Here is a 19,018-nt window from a genome sequence, read left to right as displayed (position 1 = left end):
AGGGAAGCCGGGGCCGGGGGTCCAGTGGCGGATCGGTGGCAGCTACGAGATGGTCGAGATTGCAGGCTTGGTGAAACTGAGGGATGAGCGGGCCGGGGCGGGTTCCGGCCCGATGCAGGCAGGGACAGGGGAGCCTGGCTGACCAGGCTGCACATGCGCAACGATTGGAGTTGTTTTTGGCAAATAAGGCAGCCGCTCATTGTGGGGCAAAACGCTGATCGAGGGTGAGAGTTGTCCTTCAACTTCTAAAAAGGTCACTTGCTGAAGAAAAATGCGGCACTCCGTAACAATGGAATTGCTCTCTGCATCAAATAAGATTTTCAATAGAAATTGGTCCAAAAACAGATGACTGAAAGGGGGATAATGAGTGGAAACTGCTTCGATCCGCCTCGCCATAATTGATGATCATGCGATTTTCTTGCAGGGGCTCTCCTACGTGTTCGAGAGCAGCGCTTTGGACCTGGACGTGACGAGTTTCACGACGGCCACCGATTTTTTGGCAGAGATAGACAGCGGTCGAACCTGGGATGTGGTCATCACTGATCTGGCGATGAAGCCGTTCAACGGGATCGCGCTGATCGGCGCGTTGCGCGCGCGCAATATTGGCGTTCAGGTGATCGTTCTGTCGGCGTCGGAAGATGCGAAAACACGGACCAATGCCCAGATGGTCGGAGCGTTTCGCTTTGTCCACAAATCGTGTGAAGAGCAGGTTTTGCTGGACGCGATCCTTGCTGCCGTCGATGAGGGGCCGCTACCGGCCAAATCTATTGAGAATGGCGCCCGTCGTACGATGTTCCAATCTGATGGAATGGACACGATCGTTCGCCCGAAACTCGGGCCGCAACAGCAGCGCATATTGTCGATGATGGCGGAAGGCTACACCAACAAGAGCATCGCCCGCGCCCTTTCAATCAGCGAGAACACTGTCAAAACTCATGCCAAAACGATCTTCAGGGAACTCTCTGTGGGCAACCGCGCCGCAGCGGTTCAAAGGGCGCGCGAATTGGCGCTGTTCTGAAGGCGGCTTTCCAGCGCCCGCCGCAGGTTGACTTCCCGGTCCGGCAATTCGATCCCGTTCATGTCTTGACCGTGCCCATCGCCGACCGGGGCACGCAAGAGATAGGTCGTCGGCGCGAATTGCTGTAGGTCACTGATTTCGCTTTCGGAAAACGATTGCCCGGCGACGGGATCCAATACAATCAGATCGGGGACTTGTCCCAGCAGCGTGATCGCGTCTGCCGCTCCTTGGCAGGTGTCCGCATGGGCAAATTTCCAGTACCAGGACGAGACCAGATCCGCCCATGCGCCCATGTTCGGAAGGGTATCCTGCCCAATAACCAGGACAAAGGCCTGATCGCGCGCGACCTCGACAGGCCGGTGTGACAGTCGCAGCGACACCTGCGTGCCTGTGGTTGTGCTGGACTTGATCTCAAATGTGCCGCCCAGCTCTTGGGCAAGTTCCCGTACGATGCCCAGTCCCAACCCCTGGCCATTGCGGGTTGCGGGCAGGTTTTCGCGTTGGCGCACCGCCTGAATCTGGTCCTGTGTCATGCCTCTGCCCCGATCCGTGACCTGCCACCAGCTCTCGTCGCCGGTCACGAAAACCGACAGCTGCACATACCCGCCGGAGGCCCCGTATTTTACTGCGTTGCTCAGGAAATTTCGCAGGATGCGCTCCAGCTTGGCGCGGTCACTCTCGATGATCCCCAGATCATTTTTTACTACGAAATCACAGCCTATTGCGGCAAATTGCGGGCGATACTCCTCGTCCAGCCGAGACAGCAGATCTGCCACGTCGATTTCGGTATGCGTCAGTCTTGATGCGGGTTGCTCCACATTCGAAAGCTCCTCGACCAGCGCCTCCTGACTGATCAATGCAAATCGGATTTGGCGCACCAAGACCGCCTGTTCCGGCGAAGTGGCCTGGCGATCCATCTCGGCCAGGAAGTTGCGCAGGGCCAATAGAGGCTGGGTCATATCGTGCTGAATTGCCTTCAGGGAACGTTTGGCCGCGTGTTGGTGCCTGGCGGCTTCGGCAAATTGCTCCAAAGCCTTTTCAGCCTGCCGACTGACCAATTGGGCTGCGAGCGCATCCCTTGTCTTTTGACTGGCCGTTAAATTGGTGGCGAAACAGAAGCTGAAATAGAACAGGATGAACCCGCCATAGATACGGATCACGCCATCTGTTGTGATCAAGAGAAACAGGCCGAACGGCAGGAGTGAGCATATGGCAATGGCGAGGTAGCCAGGCCGGTACACGGTTCCTGCCATGACCCCACCGGCGGTGATTGATGTCAGAAACAGCCCCGCCATAAAAGTCTGGAGTTCAGATGTCGGGCTGGCCAACTGGATCGCGCAAATGCCCCAAACCAGGCCGGTAAAGGCTGAGATCGCGATGTGGCCCATCAGGTACCGATCAACCTGTTCCGGGGTCTCCTCTGCCTGAGGCCAGGCGCGCGCGTAGAGAACCGTGATCACCACCATAATCGAAGCAAGGCCCGCCCATAGGACCGCCTCGCGGTAGAGACGCACGGAGGCGAGGCTGACGGCGATCAAGGCAATCAGAGTAAAGGCGAAGCGGGCGGAACCTCTGGCCCGCTCTCGCAACATACGGGCTTCTTCTGCCCGTATTTCGACCGGGGTCGGTGGAACAAGGGCCTGGCTCATGCTGGGGTGGTTGTGACCGTCACATCACCTGCCCGGCGCCAGAGATATCCTGCAACCGCCAGCCGCAGCACAGCGGGAAGCCCGGCAAAGAAGAATAGCAGGATGCCAAAGGTCTCCGGGCCATTTACGCCGGATTTGTCGAAACCGGCCAAACCCAGGATCGGAAAAGCGATCCCCATTGGCGCAACAAAGGCCATCTTGGAAGCCGCGTTTTTCAGGGCCAAATAGCTGGCAGCTCTTGGGTAGCCGCTGTCGGCTTCATCCCGAGCGACGATATCTGCAAGCATCGACGTTGGCATCACCGCATCACAGGTCATGCAGGCCCCCAGGCCGACACAGATCACCTGCATCAATAGGATGTCGCCGGCGCCAACCATGTAGCAGCCCGACAAGACACCGGCGCAAATCGTGATCGCGACTGTCCAAGTTCGGCGCTTGCCGATCATGCTGGAAAGCCAGATCCACAGTGGCACAAAGACTGCCGTGCCCACCAGCAGCAGCAAGAACATCTGACCCACCACCGCAGGTGCATTCAGAACATGGCTGACAAACAGCACCAATAGGCCGACCGTCATCGCGTTGGCTGCCTGCACGGCAAAGAACGCAATCATCAGCCTGCGAAACGCGCGCTCCTGCAAGCAGTTACGCCACGCAGTCCACAGGCTTAAACGGGTCCGGGCCTCCCGGCTTTGCTGTCGCGGCGCCCAGATCAGAAAAAACGCCATCGCGACAGGCATCGTTATGAGAAAGGCCAGCGCCAATGTGCGCAGCGACAGACCCATCTGCGCCCCAATGATCACGGGCGCCAGTGACGCGGCCAGGGCGCCCAGGATTTGAAACACAGCCTTGGTGCCAGCCAGCACCGAGCGCTCGTGCACATTGGGAGAAATCTCCAAACCAATGCTGGAGTAAGGCACATCAAAAGCGGTCACAAAAAGCAAATAGCCGGAGATCACACAGAACAGATACACCGGACCAACCCCATCCGGGGGCGAGAGCAGCAACCAGGCAAACAGCAAAACCCCGGGGAAAGAAAACAGCATCCACGGTACTCGGGGGCCGCGTGCGCCGAAGGTCCGATCGCTCAGCGCTCCAATCAATGGGTCCGTGAACACGTCAAACAAGCGACCAAACATAAACACGGCCCCTACAACCGCCAGCCCCAACCCCATGTCTATTGCGTAAAAGGTTGGCGCAAAGCTCACGATTGCGAAGCTGACCATGGCCAATGGTGCGCTGAGAACGCTGAAACAGAAAAGCTGCCAGCCGCTCATAACCCGATTGGTGGTTCTCATTATCTCCCCCAACTCATTTGGGTTATCTTGAACGCATTACTGTTTCCAATGGAATAACTTTCTGTTTCGCCCATAAAAATCACCCGTTCGGGTGATTGTCGCTCCCATCCTTAACTTATTAAAAATTAGCTTGTTTTTGCGTGTTTCTGGTCTCGGATCAGAGGTCGCAGGAAGGCTAGGGGATGGGGCCCGAAAGCTGTCCAATGACAATAACGGAGTATCACCATGGGATATCGCGGTCGTGGTTATCTGAGAAATACTGATATGGAAGTAGATGCGTCGGACGCATCCCGTGGACAATTCATCTGGACGCGCCGGGGAAACGATGATGTCACCGGCTCCGAGTACCGTGACCGTATCTATACCGGACGAGGTGACGACACCGTGGAAGGCGGCGGCGGCAACGATGTCATGTTTGGTGGCAAGGGACGGGACACTGCGGTTTTTTCCGGTTCTGTGCTGGACTATCAGGTTTCAGGTTTTGGCCGTGGACCCTGGACCTATGTCCAGGGCGAGGACGGCTGCGATTTTCTGCACAGTTTTGAAGTGCTGCAATTCGACGATTTCACATTTGATCTGGCGGGCGACAACGCGCCTCTGGTGATCCTGCGCGATGAGGGTTTGAGCACGTCGGAAGGTGACGCGCTGCAGTTCCAGGTGGACTACTACGATCTGGATGGGACATCGGTGGAACTGGTATCGGCAAGTGTTACCGGCGGCGGGACATTGACGGCGCAGGACAGTGGAGCCAGCCAGACCAGCCAAATCGGGGTCGGCGGCGGTGCAAGCCTGTCCTTTGATCCCGGGACCGCCTACGACAGTCTCGGCGCGGGCGAGAGCACAACCGAAACCGTGACGCTGGTGATATCGGATGACGAAGGCAATATCACAACTGTCACCTATGATATCGTGATCGAAGGACAAAACGACGGCCCTGTAGCCATGGCCGTGTCTGCGACCGTTGACGAAGACGGCCCGGCCGTCACCGTTTCGGCTGATTACTTGGACGTGGATGCCACCGACACCCACACATTCAGCATCGACACGAGTGCTACGCTGGGAACGGTCACCGACAACGGCGATGGCACGTTTGGCTATGACCCCAGCGGCGCGTTTGACAGCCTCGCGGTTGGAGAAACAGCAACCGACAGCTTCACCTACACTGTGGATGATGGCAATGGCGGCACTGCGACCGAAACCGTGACGATCACCGTCACCGGCCAGAACGACGCGCCGGTTGCCATGGCGGTAACCGATACTGCCGACGAAGACGGTCCTGCCATCACCATTGCGGCGGACTTCACAGATGTCGATGCCGCTGACAGCCACACGTTCAGCGTCGACACCACAGGCACGCTTGGCGCGGTCACCGACAACGGCGATGGCACGTTTGGCTATGACCCCAGCGGCGCGTTTGACAGCCTCGCGGTTGGAGAGACAGCAACCGACAGCTTCACCTACACTGTGGATGATGGCAATGGCGGCACTGCGACCGAAACCGTGACGATCACCGTCACCGGCCAGAACGACGCGCCGATCATCAATGTCGCAAACTCTGATCTGGTGGAAGAGATCGGCGCGGGCTTTACCACAACCGGCAGCTTTGACGCGCAAGATTTCATCGAGGCCTTTGATCCCACAAGCGGCACGGCTTCGATCCAGACGGTCGGCGGTCAGGATGCGATGCGGGTGAATATCAACACCGAAGACAGGCGTGCGCCACACACCGTTTTTGATATTGTCGAGCAAGGCGCGCTGGAGGCGAACGACAAGGTCGTCGTGACTGTTCAGGGTGAAGTCGCACGGACAGGCGGCGATCAGGACGTCTTTTTTGGTCTCACCGATGGTGTCGGCCAGATGTCGTATTTCTCTGTCAACAGCAGGGCGGGACGCCTGTATAACGGCGAGCTCAAGACGGACTCGCAGCCGGGAGACTCGCTACAGGATGGTGCGATTGAGCTGAACCTACTCAATCTGAGCGGCGGGCAGCAGAATACCTTTAGCCTCGAAATCGTCCTCGACGGTCTCAGCGATGTCATCTCGGTGTTCAGCAGTTCGGGTGCGCTGATTGGCACGTTTGATGGCTTTGACCCGGCGTCCTCAACACCCGATCAAACCAACGCGATTGATCCGTCTTTGGGTCTCAAGCTGTTTCTGGCGAGTGATGGTGACAACGAGACCAATTACTTTGTCGGCCTTGACTACGATATGGAGATCACCCGTCAGGGCACGATTGAATTCAACGATGTCGATGTCACGGATGAGCACACGGCAGAGATTGATGCGGTGCGCTTTGTTGGCGATGCAGGCGGGCTGACCTCGGCGCAGGCGCTGGCCCTGATCGAGCTCAGCGTGAACAGCACCGCAGCGCAAGCGTCCGGCTCTGTGGACTGGGCTTTTGACATAGGCGCGGTGGATGCGGCCTATCTGGCCGCGGGCGAGACGCTGATGATTGAGTATGATGTAACCGTGCAGGACGGCAACGGCGGCTCTGACACGCAAACCCTGTCGTTCACAGTGAACGGCACAAATGACGCTCCGGTGGCACAAGCGGTGACAGGCACTGTCGACGAAGATCCGCAGGTCGCCAGTTCCGACAGCGTCGGGGCCCAAACGATCCCCAATGCCGGGCGTTTCTATGTCTACGATTTCGACACGGGCACGGCGGCGTCTATCCAGCGCGACGGGGGCGCGAATTTCACCTTTGATCAGATCGCCGCGCAGTATCTCAGCGAGGGCAACGGGGTGATCGTCCAGCCCAACCCCAATAGCACCGGCTGGGCATTCGCGGGCGAGGTGTTCGTGGATGGGACGGGACAGACAATCGCCTCGACCGATTGGGTCATCAACGGGGGCAACGGCGATGTCGACCTGTCGAACCCTCAGTGGATCTTGTTTGCCGACACCAATCAGAACATCGACAGCATCGAGCTGGACATCGCAGGCTTGGATCTTGGAGGCGGTGTCACGGTGGATGCCCAGATTTCGGTCGGCCCGCTTAACTATGAGTATGCGCGGACCGATGATCTGCGCGTGGACGGGGTTCAGTTCAGCTCAACCCTGAATGGCCCCAGCCCCTCGGTCACGGTTGCAGCAAATGTCACCGATCCTGACAGCGATACCTTTGTGTTCACGATTGACGACAGCGGCACCCTTGGCGATGTCATCAACAACGGCGACGGCACGTTCACCTATTCCGCAGACGGTATGTTCGAGCATTTGAACAGCGGGGAGACGGCCACAGACAGCTTTGCCTACACGGTCGATGACGGCGATGGCGGTCTGGACACGGAAACTGTGACGATCACCATTTTGGGATCAGATGACATCCTGTTTGCCTAGGGGACCAGTACAGCAATCGAAGCAGGCACCACATCAAGGTGCCTGCTTTCGCACGGTTTGCGGTTGCAACTGTCCATTCGCCATACGTGTCTGGTGTCAGGGGGCGTTTCTGGCCGATGAGGCCGCCCGTGTCTGAAGCCCTGCCTTTCGGATGGGTGCGGAGTGTTGGACGTTTGGCATGACACGGCTGCCAATGCTCATTCCCCCCTTTGCCGGATGTGCCGTCAGCAAGCGGCACCTAAGATGAACCGGCGGCAAACGTCAGTTCGCGGTATTCGCTCGACAGCCGGTGCCGGAGCTTCCCTAGGCTATCGAAGTTTCCTCGACGGCTTTTCGGACGGTCTGGAAAACCTCCCTCAACTCACTCTTTGAAATGCCACCGAAAGCGAGCCGCAATGCCTGTGGCACAGCAACGGTTGTCGCAAAGGGGTCTGCTCCCGATGCCGAGATGCCGTGTTCTTTCAGACGTGTGACGATAGGCTCGGCGCGGCCACCCTTTTCCAACGGCAGCCAGGCAAAACCTGCATTCGGGTGCGACAGGATGCGCGCGCCACCCAACGCGGTCCGGCAGAGCTGCTGGCGCTCAGCGCCATCCCGTCTGCGGTTTTCCTCCGAAGCCACCAGCGTGCCATCTTCCACCCAGCCCGTGACCAGACCGGAAATGAGCGCCGGGGTGTTCCATGTTGTCGCCCGGATCGCTTCAAGCAGTCTGTCGCAATGGTTTGCAGGGGCGATCACGTATCCCAGGCGTAGCCCCGTGGCGAGGCTCTTGGAGAAGCCGCCCACATGAACGGTACGCTCCGGCGCAAGCGAGATGAGGCTCGGCGGCGGGTCCGGCTCCAGAAAGGCGTATGCAGCGTCCTCGATCACCAGAAGATCATGTTTGCGCGCGACGCCGATCAGACGGTGGCGCGTTGGTTCGTCCATGACTGCGCCCAGGGGATTATGGACGGTGGGCATCAGATAGATTGCCCGGATCTTTCGGTCGCGGCACTGTCTGTCCAGATCATCCGGGCTCATCACGCCGTCCCGCCCGTCAACCGGGATAAGGTCAACCCCCTGCAATGTCGCGATGGATTTGAAGCCGGGGTAGGTCAGCGTGTCGGTAGCGATGGCGTCACCGCGTTGAAATAGCCCAAGGGCGATGATGGCCAATCCATGCTGGCCACCGGAGGTGACCAACAGGCATTCGGGATCAATGGGACCAAGCGTTGATGTGAGATTTTCGGCGATGATCCGGCGTTCGTGGGTGCGTCCGCCATGGGGCTGGTAGCGCAGCATCGCCTCAAGATCACCCGTGGTCGCAAGCCGCCGAAGGCCAGCACGCAGCATATCTGCATCGGCTGCGTCACCCGGCATGTTGAAGACGAGGTCGACGAGACCATCGCTGACGGTCTGTCGAACACCAAGCGTCGTCGGCAGGTCAAGGTCGCGCACATAGGTGCCGCGACCAGCCTCGCCGACAATCAGCCCGCGACGTTCAAGCTCCCCGTAGGCGCGCGTCGCCGTGGCGAGGGCGACGTTGAACTGCTCCGCAAACGCCCGATGTGTCGGGAGTTTGGTGCCCGGGGCAAGCTTGCCCTGCCGGATCACTGCCGAGAGCATGTCGGCCAAGCGTATGTATCTGGATTTCCTCATCTCTTCAATGTAATTAGTACAATAGAAAAATTGTCATATTTAGAGGCTCATGGCATTCCGATCTGAAGTCAACCTTCAAGGTCCACCCCATGTCCAAACTCATCCCGATTTCGCTTCTTGCCTTTGGCTTGTTCACGGTGACATTCGCCGTGAACCTTCAGGCTCCGCTCTATGATGTCTATGCCGCCGAAAGCGATGTTGGGGCGACGGCAGTGACGGTCGCGTTCGCGGCCTATGTCGGAGGTCTCATGCCGACGCTGCTGCTGGTGGGCGGGCTATCGGATCGGATCGGTCGCCGGGTTCCGATTACACTGGCGCTGATCTTCGGAGTCGTCGCAACCGCGCTGCTGGTGCAGGTGCCAAGCTGGACAAGCCTGGTCATCGCGCGCTTCCTGCTCGGGATCGGGACAGGTCTCGCGACGACTGCCGGAACCGCCTATATGACGGAAATTCGCGGCGCGGAGCGCGCAAGGAGCGCCGCTCTGATTGTCACCTCCGCAACATCTCTCGGCTTTGGTGGTGGCGCTCTGGCGACCGGTATCAGCCTTGGTGTGCAGGGGCCAAGTTTGCTGCCTGCGAGCTATATTGCGCTGTTTGTGGCAGCACCGGTGCTTGCGGTCCTTGTCCTTGCATTGCCGCGGGTCGACACGCCCAAGTCGGTATCGGTTCTGCGCCTTCCGGTGTTCCCGGCTGGCGTTTGGGTTTTCGGGGCCGCGATGGCGCTGGCCTGGTCCACGACAGGTATGACCATTGCGGTTGTTCCGCTGGAACTCGCCGCGAACGACCTTGGCGGCTGGACGGGCCTTGTCATCTTTCTTGCGATCTTCGTGGGCTTTCTGTGCCAGCCGATTGCCCGCCGCATGACCAACGAACGGGCGCTCGCCCTCGGGTTTGTCCTGATCCCGCTCGGCTTTCTCGTTCTTCTGGCCGGTGTCTGGCTGAAGGTTCTGGCATTTGTTCTGATCGGCACCTGCATCACCAGTGCGGCCAGCTATGGCTTTACCTATCTCGCCGCTCTGGCAGAGGTCTCGTTACATGCGCCGGATGATCGGGCGCGGGCGACGGCGGGTCTCTTCGTCTATGCCTATTTCGGCTTCTCGCTGCCCGTGATTGCCAGCGGCGCACTGGCGGATAGGCTCGGCCTGCTGTCGGCCATGATCGTTTTCGCATCTGTCCAGATCGTGGCGACAGCGATCATCGTTATGCTATGGCAACGGCGACCCGTCCCGTCCAGCGCCGCTGTCAATGCTGGGTAGCAGCGCAACCGCTAGTTTTGAAAGCCACGGTCCGTCTAAGGTGCGGCATTGGGTGATTTCGGCGGGCCTGAGCCTATCACGGTTGGCCTGGGACAAGCTTGGGCTGGTCTCTCGGCGCCGCATCGCCTCAAGTATGCTACCGGCCCACTGTGTCCAATGCTGCTGATCGCATGGAAGTCTGTCTCATTCCGAAACTGCCTATCGGCTTATGCAACGACGCTTTTTAATAAACGTTCGGTCATCAGTGGTGCATCGACCCAAGGGTAATCAGGGATAGTGTTCATGCAAAGAGCAATGCCGATCATTCCCGATATGAGCGTGTCGGTCCTCACTCGAACATCGGCTGCGTCCGGAAGAACCTCTCGGATCAAATCTGAAAAGACTGCGAAATGTGCCAGAGTCTTCTCATCGCTCACGAAGGTACTGACATCCGCGCGGTTCACGTCGTTGGACATAAAGACAAGTCGAAAATGATCGGGATGATTGGTCCAATAGGCGACAAAGGTTTGTGCCGCCGACTGCAACCGTTCACTTGGAGCAGCGATAACCGTTAGCGTCTTCCGGATTTCATCTGACATGTCCGATAGGACGTCCGCCCAAAGGTATCGCAGGATATCTGTCTTGCCCTCGAAATGCGCATAGATCGTCATCGGCGCGCATCCAACCTCCTTCGCCAGACGCCGGATTGAAATCGCTTCGAAGCCTTCTGCTTGGTAAATCTCAAGCGCGTGCTTCCCAATTTTTGCCTGGAATCCAAGGATATCGGTCTCGCTTCGGCGAGGTCTGCCAGCGCGTCTAGCCATGGTTGGACACTCCAATTTAATCTGGAACGCGTCCCAAATAAATATTGCAATGTCAAGTTTTCATTAATATGGAACGCGTACCAATTATTATTCAGCCTCAGCGCCAACCTCTAGGAGACATGAAATGAAGAAGATCAAACTACTGAACGCGGTCGTCGTGATCATTGGTGCCGTCATTGTCCTCCTAGGTTTGAACGTCGGCCTTGGCGGGATAAAGACACTGGGATGGCAATCGACACGTGATTTCGTTTCGATCACCGATGCGGCAACATTCCATGCTCAAGATAGTCACATACGATTTATTGGTGGTGTCTGGTTTGGCGTCGGTGCTGTGTTCATGATCGGAGGTTTTGCAATGCGCCAGCTTCGCCCAACCTTGATCATTCTGTCGGCGATGATCGCAGTTGCGGGTCTGTTCCGACTAAGCGCCATGGACACCGGCGGGGTATTCAGCGCTGCCATTGCCCCTTCGTTCGCCTTCGAGCTTGTTGGTTTTCCGCTACTTGCATGGTGGCTGATGGTGTCTGCCGAACGAGAGGCCTAGGGTCAGGATCAGAAGGTTTCTGCTGCAACGCGTGATTCACGGTTCCGAAACGGAGCGGTGAATTGTCTGATTTTTTGGCTGACGGATGCCCAGGTGGCGCGCTTTGAGCCCTTCTTTCCCAAGTCCCACGGCGAGCCCCGCGTTGATGGCCGACGTGTGTTGAGCGGAGTATCTTTATCAATCGCGATGGGTTGCGCTGGTGCGATGCTCCTCGGGAGTACGGCCCGCATAAGACTCTCTACAGCCGCTGAACGCGCTGAAGCGAGAAAGGCATCTTCGCGCGGATGATGGCGGGCCTGGCCGCCGGGCACGGCGAAGAACAGGCCGTGATGATCGACGCGACGTATCTAAAAGCCCACCGCACAGCGATCAGCATGGCCGCGAACTATGGAGGATAAGGAACTGATCCAGTGGATCAATTCACCGACGAAGGGAGGTGCGGCCGCCTGATCCCTTGCCCGGCAGGGCATTGCGCAGCAATGTCCCGAGAGGGGGCGAGGCAAGTGTAGAATGAACACCAAGCTGCATGCCATCTTCGACAGCCAGGGCACCCGCTCGATCTGTTCGTTACCGACGGTCAGGTGCGACTACATCGGCGCGCGGGCGCTGCTCAGTGGTCTCCCAAATGTCGTTTGGCTGCTCGGGGATCCCCGCCCAGTGCAGACCGGACGGGGCTTTGTTCAATCGTTGATATCGTGGTCGAAGTGTTTCACCTGGCCTTTGGGGCCCTTGAAGAAGTGGCGCAAGACCAGCCAGGCGATCAGGGAGAGGGTGGCGTAGATCAGCAGCAGCACCGGCAGGGTGATGCTGCCTGCGGGGGTGGCGACCAGCAGCAGGGCCACCAGCACCGCGCCGACGGCAAAGCCTATCACGTCCTCGGCCCCGGCTTGACCCATATAGGAAAAGTCGGCGCATACTGCGGCAGCCCTGGTGCCCAACGCCCTGATCTTCATTTGCAAAGCCGAGCTTCTGGGCTGTTGGTCAAACCTCGGCCACCTTGTCGGTGGAGACGTCGGGTTTGATCGTCGCGATGGAGGCATCAATCCATTCGCGCGCCTTCACATAGGCGTCATTCTGCCCTGGGGTCGCGCGGCCGACGTTGAACCTGCGGTAGTAGCAGGTGCGATATCCCTGATAGGATTGCAGGATATCAAAGAAGGCCTGATCGCCGGGTCGGATCAAAATCCGAAGGCTGTCTGGCAGCGCAGACCCCTGTGGATCTGGCGGCGCGGGCTGACATCGTTGTGACGATGTTGGCCGATGGCGCGGCCTCTTATGCAGTGCATCTCGGACGCGGCGGATTGTTTGCCTCGACAGGCAGCGCGACCTTGGTGGAAATGGGCACGATGAGCCCTGACCACATCGCCGATCTGGTCGCAACGGCGCCAGAGAATATCCGGGTGATTGATGCGCCGGTTTCCGGGGCGACACAAGCTGCTGCAAGTGCAGATCTGCTGGTCATGGCCGGCTGCCGTGACGAAGATGCTGATCTTGCGGCCATATTCGATGCGGTGAGCCGACAAACCATCTATCTCAGTCAGTCAGTCCGGGGCAGGGGCTGTGATGAAACTGGCGGTGAATTCGCTGATCTACGGGATTATTCAGACGCTTGCCGAAACGATGACCCTGGCCGAAGCCTCCGGCATCACGTCTGAGCAGGCATTCGATGTGATCGTGGCCTCTGCGGCCTGTGCGCCAATGCTCAAATACCGGCGTCCGCTCTATCTGAACGAGGCAGATCACGATGTCACCTTTACCGTGGCACTGGCCCGCAAAGACATGGAGGTGACGGCACAGCTTGCAGATCGACGTGGCACTGCGATGCCGCAAGGCCGAACCACACTGGCCAAATTGATCGAGGCGGAAAAGGCAAGTTATGGCGCCCGCGATATGGCGTCGATATCGACCTACATGCGAAAGGATACACCATGAAAGCAGCGCTGTTTATTGGTGGCTGGTTGGCACGGGCATATGGGGGATGCGTTCCACGATCGCCCGACCTATCATTTCCTGATCGGCGGTCAGTTTGTGGCTCATCCCCTTGGATGGCCCGACAACCCGCAGCCGCGCGAAGACCATATTGATTACGATGTGACCATCTGCAAACCCGACGATCCGATTGTGCAAGACATTAAGAGTTTCCGCCTGACGACCGAGCAATACTATATGCTCGTCGATCCATCGAACGAGGTCCTGGCGACCAGGACGTTTTCGGGCGATCATCTGTGGTGGATCGAAGGCACCGTGATCCCGGTTGTCTGGAAACGCCGCTGGAACAAGGGCCGCGTCTTCTATTGCTCAATCGGCCACGAGTTGGACGACCTGAAGGTGCCGCAAGTCACCGAGATTATTCGCCGTGGGGTACTGTGGGCGGCACGTGGCGCTGCCTGATGACACGATATTCAAGTCATAATTATGAGGACACGATATGAAGCTTCTCCGCTACGGCGCGCCCGGCGCAGAAAAACCCGGACTTCTGGATGCGTCAGGCCGCGTTCGCGATCTGTCGGGCGTGGTCCCGGATATCTCTGGTGAGACATTGCGCCCCGCTGGGCTGAAGGCGCTGCACGGGCTGGACCCGGAAACGCTGCCGCTCGTTGACGGCACACCACAGGACGATCTGCGCCTTGGGGCCTGTGTCGGGAATATCGGCAAATTTGTCTGCATCGGCCTGAACTACGCCGATCACGCCGAAGAGGCGGGGATGCCGATCCCCGAAGAACCCATCATCTTCAACAAATGGACCTCTGCGGTGGTCGGCCCGAATGATGACATTCAGGTCCCGCGCGGTTCGGTCAAAACCGATTGGGAGGTCGAATTGGGCGTCGTGATCGGCGAACCGGGATCTTATATCGACGAGGGCAACGCGATGGACCATGTCGCAGGGTTTTGTGTGATCAACGATGTGTCAGAGCGCGATTTTCAGCTCAATCGGGCAGGCACGTGGGACAAGGGCAAAGGCTGCGATACCTTTGGGCCAACAGGGCCTTGGCTCGTCACAGTCGATGAGATCGCAGACATGGACAACATGGGGATGTGGCTGGATGTGGATGGCAAACGCATGCAAACAGGATCAACCGCGACATTGATCTTCAAGATCCCGCACCTCGTGTCCTATTGCAGCCAGTTCATGAGCCTGCAGTCGGGGGATGTCATTTCAACCGGCACGCCTCCGGGCGTGGGGATGGGTCAATCCCCGCAGCGGTATCTGCACGGCGGGGAGGTTGTGACCTTGGGTATCGACGGATTGGGCGAGCAACGATCAAAGGTTTTGCCAGCCTGACAGGATCGCAAATGACACCGGCTTACTGAGCCGGTGTCATTTGACCTGCATGCGCGTTTTCCGCGATCTTCTGGGCCTGATCGCGCAAGATGAATTTCTGGATCTTGCCGGTTGACGTGCGCGGGATCGGCATGAACACGAACCGTCCGGGCACCTTGTAGGGCGCAAGCTGGTCCTTGCACCACGCGCGCAGTGTGGCGGCATCTACATGTTCACCTGTAGCCAGTTCCACAAAAGCACAGGGCGTTTCGCCCCATTTTTCGTGCGGCATGGCCACCACGGCAGCAATCGCGACGGCGGGGTGACGATAAAGCGCTTCTTCCACCTCAATGGACGAAATATTCTCGCCGCCCGAAATGATGATATCCTTGGAGCGATCCTTCAGCTGAATATAGCCGTCCGCGTGCCGCACGCCGAGATCGCCGGAATGGAACCAGCCGCCTGCAAAGGCCTCTTGGGTGGCTGTGGGATTGCGGAAATAACCCTTCATGACGACGTTGCCGCGAAACATCACCTCGCCCATGGTTTTCCCGTCGCGCGGCACGGGCAGCATTGTGTCCGGGTCCAGCACATCCAATCCTTCCAGCGGCAGATAGCGCACGCCTTGGCGCGATTTCAGCCGGGCCTGTTCGGCGGGCGGCAGATCGGACCAGTCCTGATGCCAGTCATTCACCACGGCAGGGCCGTAGGTTTCAGTCAGCCCATAGAGATGCGTGACGTCAAAGCCTGAGGTTTTCATATCCGCCAGCAGCTTCTCCGGCGGCGGGGCGGCGGCGGTAAAGAATTGCACGGTATGATCAAGTTGGCGCTTTTCGGCCTCGGGGGCCGAGATCATCAGCGACATGACAATTGGCGCGCCGCACAGGTGGGTGACGTGCTCATCTGCCAAAGCGGCCCAGATTGGTCCTGCCCGCACCTGACGCAGGCAGACATGGGTGCCGATGATCGCCGACAGCGTCCATGGGAAACACCAGCCATTGCAGTGGAACATTGGCAGCGTCCACAGATAGACCGCATGTTTCGCCATCGACGTCGTCAGCGCATTGCCCTGCGCCAGCAGATAGGCCCCCCGGTGGTGCGAAACCACACCCTTTGGATCGCCTGTCGTCCCCGATGTGTAGTTGATCGAAATCGCGTCCCATTCATCCAGCGGCATCAGCCAGTCGAATTCAGGATCGCCCGTCGACAGGAAGGCCTCGTAATCCTGCGCATCTGCCTCGGTAACGGGTCCGCAGAATTCAGCGTCGTCGTATTGGATGACAAGCGGGCGCACTGTTGCCAGCGCCAGCGCATCCTGCATCAAGGGCATGAATTCGCGGTCTACGATGACGATTTTGCACATGGCATGGTCCAGCTGAAACGCAATCACCGACGCATCTAGCCGTGTGTTCACGGAATGCAGGACCCCGCCACACATGGGAACACCGTAGTGGCATTCCAGCATTGCGGGCGTATTGGCCAGCAGGGCCGACACCGTGTCACCGCGCCCGATGCCTTGCTCTGTCAATGCACAGGCCAACTGACGTGATCGCGCATAAAACGCCGCATAAGTGCGCCGCAACGGGCCATGCACGATCGCAGTGTGATCAGGAAAGACCGAGGCCGCGCGTTCCAGAAATGTCAGCGGCGTCAGTGGCTGATAGTTTGCCGGGTTGCGGTCCAGATCGGTGTTGTAAGGGTTTGCGGTCATGGCTCAGGCGTCCTGCCATTGGGGCGCGCGCTTTTCGATGAACGCTTCGATCCCTTCTTCGGCGTCTTGCGCCAGCATGTTATCGACCATCACAGCAGAGGCGTAATCGTAGGCATCGGGCAGCGACATCTCGCGCTGGGCGTAATAGGCGCGTTTGCCGGTTGCCAGCGTCATGCTGGATTTTGACGCAATCTTGCGCGCCAACTCCATCGTTACCGTTTGCGACGCGTCAGGTGCCGCGACGCGGTTCACAAGGCCGATTTCGGCGGCCCGCGCGGCTGAGGTCAGGTCACCGGTCAGCAGCATTTCCATCGCGTGTTTGTCCGCCACATTGCGCGACAGCGCCACCATCGGGGTGGAGCAGAACAACCCGATGTGAACACCCGGTGTGCTGAATTGCGCCGTGTCCGCCGCAATGGCCAGATCACAGCTTGCGACCAGCTGGCAGCCTGCGGCCGTTGCAATGCCTGTGACCTCAGCGATGACGGGTTTGGGGCAATTCACGATGCCTTGCATCACGCCTGCGCACATCGCCATGACATGGGCAAAATAGGCTTTACCACCATCTCCGTTCAAACGCCCAGCGGTCATCTCCTTGAGGTCATGGCCTGCACAAAACGCAGGGCCATTGGCCGCCAGGACAATGACCCGCACATTTGGATCGGTCCCGGCGGCTGCAAACGCAGCACCGAGTTCCGCCAGCATCGCCTCGGACAAGGCATTGCGCCGACGCACGTCATTCAGGGTCAGGCGCAATATTCCGGTCCCGTCCAGAACGCGCAGCAGGATGTCAGATGTGGTCACGGGGGGTATCCCTTATTCGAGCGCTAAAGAATGTTGATTTCGACACTGTCGGCGAGGGTGTTCGCAATAAAGCAGTAGCGGTGCGCGCGGTCCTGCATCTGCGCCAGTTCGGCGTCGCCCACCGTAAAGCCGGTGTCAAAACGCACCACCGGATGCAGATCAATCCGCGTTACCGACATCTGGCCCTTGGGGTTCTTGCCCAGATGGGCCTCGGCGTAATCGTGGTAGCTGGCCACCGGCCAGCCCGCCTTTGCGGCCAGCGCAAGAAAGGTCATCATATGGCAGCTCGACAGCGCCGAGGCGAGGGCCTGTTCGGGGTTTGTGTTCTCCGGGTTTCCGCCCCAATCAGGGGCGGAATCGACCAGCAGGTCATAGCGGTTGTTGTATTGCACGGTGTGCTCGTTCGAATAGGCACCGGTTTGCAATACGGGCGCTGCGCGCTGCCAGTGCAGCTCAATCGCGAGATCTGACATTTCGGTATTCTTTCATGTAGCAGGACGTTAAGCGGCAGCGATCTGTTTTTTGGGATCATAGAACGGGCGCTCGCAGATTGTTGCGCGGACGGGGCCGGATTTCGTGACGACCTCAACCTGTGCACCGATGTTGGCGTGTTCCGCTGACACCATGGCCAAGGCGATGTTCTGCTCCAAACGCGGGGAATAAACCGCAGAGGTGACCTTGCCGATTGCTTCGCCACCCGAATTGATGTCCCAGAATGTCGTGTTGGGACCCGCAAGAGGATCGCCGTCGATGATCAGGCCGATCTGCTTACGGCTGACACCTTCGTCCCTGATACGGCGCAACGCGGCCTTGCCGATGAAATCAGCCTCCATGTCGAGGTTCACCAACCGGTCAAACCCAAGCTCAAAGGGGTTGGTGCCCATGTCGGCATCCGCGTGATACGACAACATCCCACCTTCGATGCGGCGGATGGAGGATGTGTGGCCGGGCTTGAGGCCAAATTCCAGACCGGCTGCCATAATGGTTTCCCACAGCAGATCGCCTTTGGAGCCGTCGCGCAGGTAGATTTCATAGCCCAGCTCGCTGGACCAGCCGGTGCGGGACACGATCAGCGGGATGCTGTTCAGATCGACTTCGCGCAGCCAGTAGTAGCGCAGGTCCATGATCCCGTCGCCAAACAGCGCGCGCATGATCTCGCCGGATTTGGGGCCTTGCAATTGCAGCGGCGAGACATCCGGCTCACCAATCGTGACATCAAGGCCAGAGTTGACCGCAACCCCCTGCGCCCACAAAAGAATGTCGCTATCAGCAAGAGAGATCCAGAAATGGTTCTCGGCAAGACGCAGCAGGACCGGATCGTTCAGAATGCCGCCGTCGGCATTGGTGATCAGGATGTATTTGCACTGGCCGACCGCCATCTTCGACAGATCGCGGCAGGTCAGCATCTGGGTGAATTTCGCCGCGTCAGGACCGGTGATTTCAACCTGCCGTTCAACGGCCACATCACAGAGTATCGCGTCATTCACGAGGTTCCAGAAGTTCTGCTCGGGATCACCGAAATCGCGCGGGATATACATGTGGTTGTAGACGGAGAACCCCTGCGCGCCCCAACGCACTGTCGCGTCAAAATAGGGCGACTTGCGGATCTGTGTGCCGAAACCGAAATCATCTGCTTGCATTGGAACTACCTCCCGTTTTGTCCCCGACCGCTTTGATCGGAGACTGTCAAAACCTT

General features: G+C 58.6%; 17 protein-coding genes and 2 pseudogenes. 9 read left to right on the top strand and 10 right to left on the bottom strand.

Going from position 1 to position 19,018, the window contains the following annotated elements; all coding sequences use genetic code 11:
• Window positions 1-367 precede the first annotated feature (367 nt).
• Window positions 368-1,018, top strand: coding sequence for a response regulator transcription factor (locus WLQ66_RS08830; RefSeq protein ID WP_340545950.1), 651 nt, complete (start codon window positions 368-370; stop codon window positions 1,016-1,018).
• Here the strand turns inward: WLQ66_RS08830 and WLQ66_RS08825 are convergent.
• Both WLQ66_RS08825 and WLQ66_RS08820 read right to left on the bottom strand, forming a co-directional pair.
• Window positions 988-2,667 carry a sensor histidine kinase gene (locus WLQ66_RS08825; RefSeq protein ID WP_340545949.1) on the bottom strand — a complete coding sequence of 560 codons (1,680 nt, stop codon included), beginning with the start codon at window positions 2,665-2,667 and terminating at the stop codon, window positions 988-990. The genes WLQ66_RS08830 and WLQ66_RS08825 overlap by 31 nt on opposite strands.
• A complete protein-coding gene (locus tag WLQ66_RS08820; RefSeq protein ID WP_340545948.1) occupies window positions 2,664-3,962 on the bottom strand; it encodes an MFS transporter in 1,299 nt (432 codons plus the stop codon). The genes WLQ66_RS08825 and WLQ66_RS08820 overlap by 4 nt, the downstream gene beginning before the upstream one ends.
• Before the next feature lie 225 nt (window positions 3,963-4,187).
• Between WLQ66_RS08820 and WLQ66_RS08815 the strand changes: the two genes are divergently transcribed.
• A complete protein-coding gene (locus WLQ66_RS08815; protein WP_340545947.1) occupies window positions 4,188-7,304 on the top strand; it encodes a cadherin-like domain-containing protein in 3,117 nt (1,038 codons plus the stop codon).
• A 303-nt stretch (window positions 7,305-7,607) separates the two neighbouring features.
• Here the strand turns inward: WLQ66_RS08815 and WLQ66_RS08810 are convergent, their stop codons facing one another.
• On the bottom strand, window positions 7,608-8,918 hold the full coding sequence (locus tag WLQ66_RS08810; protein ID WP_340545946.1) for an aminotransferase-like domain-containing protein: 1,311 nt from the start codon (window positions 8,916-8,918) through the stop codon (window positions 7,608-7,610).
• A 113-nt stretch (window positions 8,919-9,031) separates the two neighbouring features.
• On the opposite strand from WLQ66_RS08810, the gene WLQ66_RS08805 reads away from it, so the two are divergent.
• Window positions 9,032-10,198, top strand: a complete 1,167-nt coding sequence (locus WLQ66_RS08805; RefSeq protein WP_340545945.1) for an MFS transporter — start codon at window positions 9,032-9,034, stop codon at window positions 10,196-10,198.
• A gap of 206 nt (window positions 10,199-10,404) precedes the next feature.
• On the opposite strand, the gene WLQ66_RS08800 is transcribed toward WLQ66_RS08805, so the two are convergent.
• Entirely contained in the window at window positions 10,405-11,001 is a 597-nt protein-coding gene (locus tag WLQ66_RS08800) for a TetR/AcrR family transcriptional regulator (RefSeq protein WP_340545944.1), read from the bottom strand.
• Window positions 11,002-11,125: 124 nt separating this feature from the next.
• Here WLQ66_RS08800 and WLQ66_RS08795 point away from each other — a divergent pair, with 124 nt between their 5' ends.
• Window positions 11,126-11,545, top strand: coding sequence for a DUF4345 domain-containing protein (locus tag WLQ66_RS08795; RefSeq protein ID WP_340545943.1), 420 nt, complete (start codon window positions 11,126-11,128; stop codon window positions 11,543-11,545).
• A gap of 66 nt (window positions 11,546-11,611) precedes the next feature.
• Window positions 11,612-12,193, top strand: a pseudogene (locus WLQ66_RS08790) (IS5 family transposase); the annotation flags it as partial.
• Window positions 12,194-12,225: 32 nt separating this feature from the next.
• On the opposite strand, the gene WLQ66_RS08785 reads toward WLQ66_RS08790, so the two are convergent.
• Complete coding sequence (locus tag WLQ66_RS08785) at window positions 12,226-12,441, bottom strand: hypothetical protein (protein ID WP_340546332.1); 216 nt, start codon at window positions 12,439-12,441, stop codon at window positions 12,226-12,228.
• 88 nt (window positions 12,442-12,529) lie between these two features.
• Window positions 12,530-12,796: pseudogene (locus tag WLQ66_RS08780) on the bottom strand (M24 family metallopeptidase); the annotation flags it as partial.
• Between WLQ66_RS08780 and WLQ66_RS08775 the strand changes: the two are divergent.
• From WLQ66_RS08775 to WLQ66_RS08760, 4 genes are read left to right on the top strand one after another with little or no spacing between them, the layout of a single operon-like run.
• Complete coding sequence (locus WLQ66_RS08775; protein ID WP_444739778.1) at window positions 12,685-13,200, top strand: NAD(P)-binding domain-containing protein; 516 nt, start codon at window positions 12,685-12,687, stop codon at window positions 13,198-13,200. The pseudogene WLQ66_RS08780 and the gene WLQ66_RS08775 overlap by 112 nt on opposite strands.
• Window positions 13,109-13,477, top strand: coding sequence for an NAD-binding protein (locus WLQ66_RS08770; RefSeq protein WP_340545942.1), 369 nt, complete (start codon window positions 13,109-13,111; stop codon window positions 13,475-13,477). The genes WLQ66_RS08775 and WLQ66_RS08770 overlap by 92 nt, the downstream gene beginning before the upstream one ends.
• 18 nt (window positions 13,478-13,495) lie before the next feature.
• Window positions 13,496-13,936 (top strand): ThuA domain-containing protein, encoded by a 441-nt coding sequence (locus WLQ66_RS08765; RefSeq protein WP_340545941.1) that lies wholly within the window; start codon window positions 13,496-13,498, stop codon window positions 13,934-13,936.
• Window positions 13,937-13,973: 37 nt separating this feature from the next.
• The gene (locus WLQ66_RS08760; protein ID WP_340545940.1) at window positions 13,974-14,828 is read left to right on the top strand and encodes a fumarylacetoacetate hydrolase family protein; all 855 of its coding nucleotides are present in this window, start codon (window positions 13,974-13,976) and stop codon (window positions 14,826-14,828) included.
• A gap of 22 nt (window positions 14,829-14,850) precedes the next feature.
• On the opposite strand, the gene WLQ66_RS08755 is transcribed toward WLQ66_RS08760, so the two are convergent.
• Genes WLQ66_RS08755 through WLQ66_RS08740 form a run of 4 tightly spaced genes read right to left on the bottom strand, consistent with a single transcriptional unit; the run spans window position 14,851 to window position 18,962 of the window.
• Window positions 14,851-16,518: an acyl-CoA synthetase gene (locus WLQ66_RS08755; RefSeq protein WP_340545939.1), complete on the bottom strand. Its 1,668-nt coding sequence runs from the start codon at window positions 16,516-16,518 to the stop codon at window positions 14,851-14,853.
• Between the two features lie 3 nt (window positions 16,519-16,521).
• On the bottom strand, window positions 16,522-17,322 hold the full coding sequence (locus WLQ66_RS08750) for an enoyl-CoA hydratase (RefSeq protein WP_340545938.1): 801 nt from the start codon (window positions 17,320-17,322) through the stop codon (window positions 16,522-16,524).
• Between the two features lie 23 nt (window positions 17,323-17,345).
• Window positions 17,346-17,795 carry an OsmC family protein gene (locus WLQ66_RS08745; protein ID WP_340545937.1) on the bottom strand — a complete coding sequence of 150 codons (450 nt, stop codon included), beginning with the start codon at window positions 17,793-17,795 and terminating at the stop codon, window positions 17,346-17,348.
• A 27-nt stretch (window positions 17,796-17,822) separates the two neighbouring features.
• Window positions 17,823-18,962: a glycine cleavage T C-terminal barrel domain-containing protein gene (locus WLQ66_RS08740; protein ID WP_340545936.1), complete on the bottom strand. Its 1,140-nt coding sequence runs from the start codon at window positions 18,960-18,962 to the stop codon at window positions 17,823-17,825.
• Window positions 18,963-19,018 lie beyond the last annotated feature (56 nt).

Origin of the sequence: Phaeobacter sp. A36a-5a (assembly GCF_037911135.1) — a bacterium.
GTDB classification, from domain to species: domain Bacteria; phylum Pseudomonadota; class Alphaproteobacteria; order Rhodobacterales; family Rhodobacteraceae; genus Phaeobacter; species Phaeobacter bryozoorum.
This window is presented reverse-complemented; position numbering and strand designations above follow the sequence as displayed.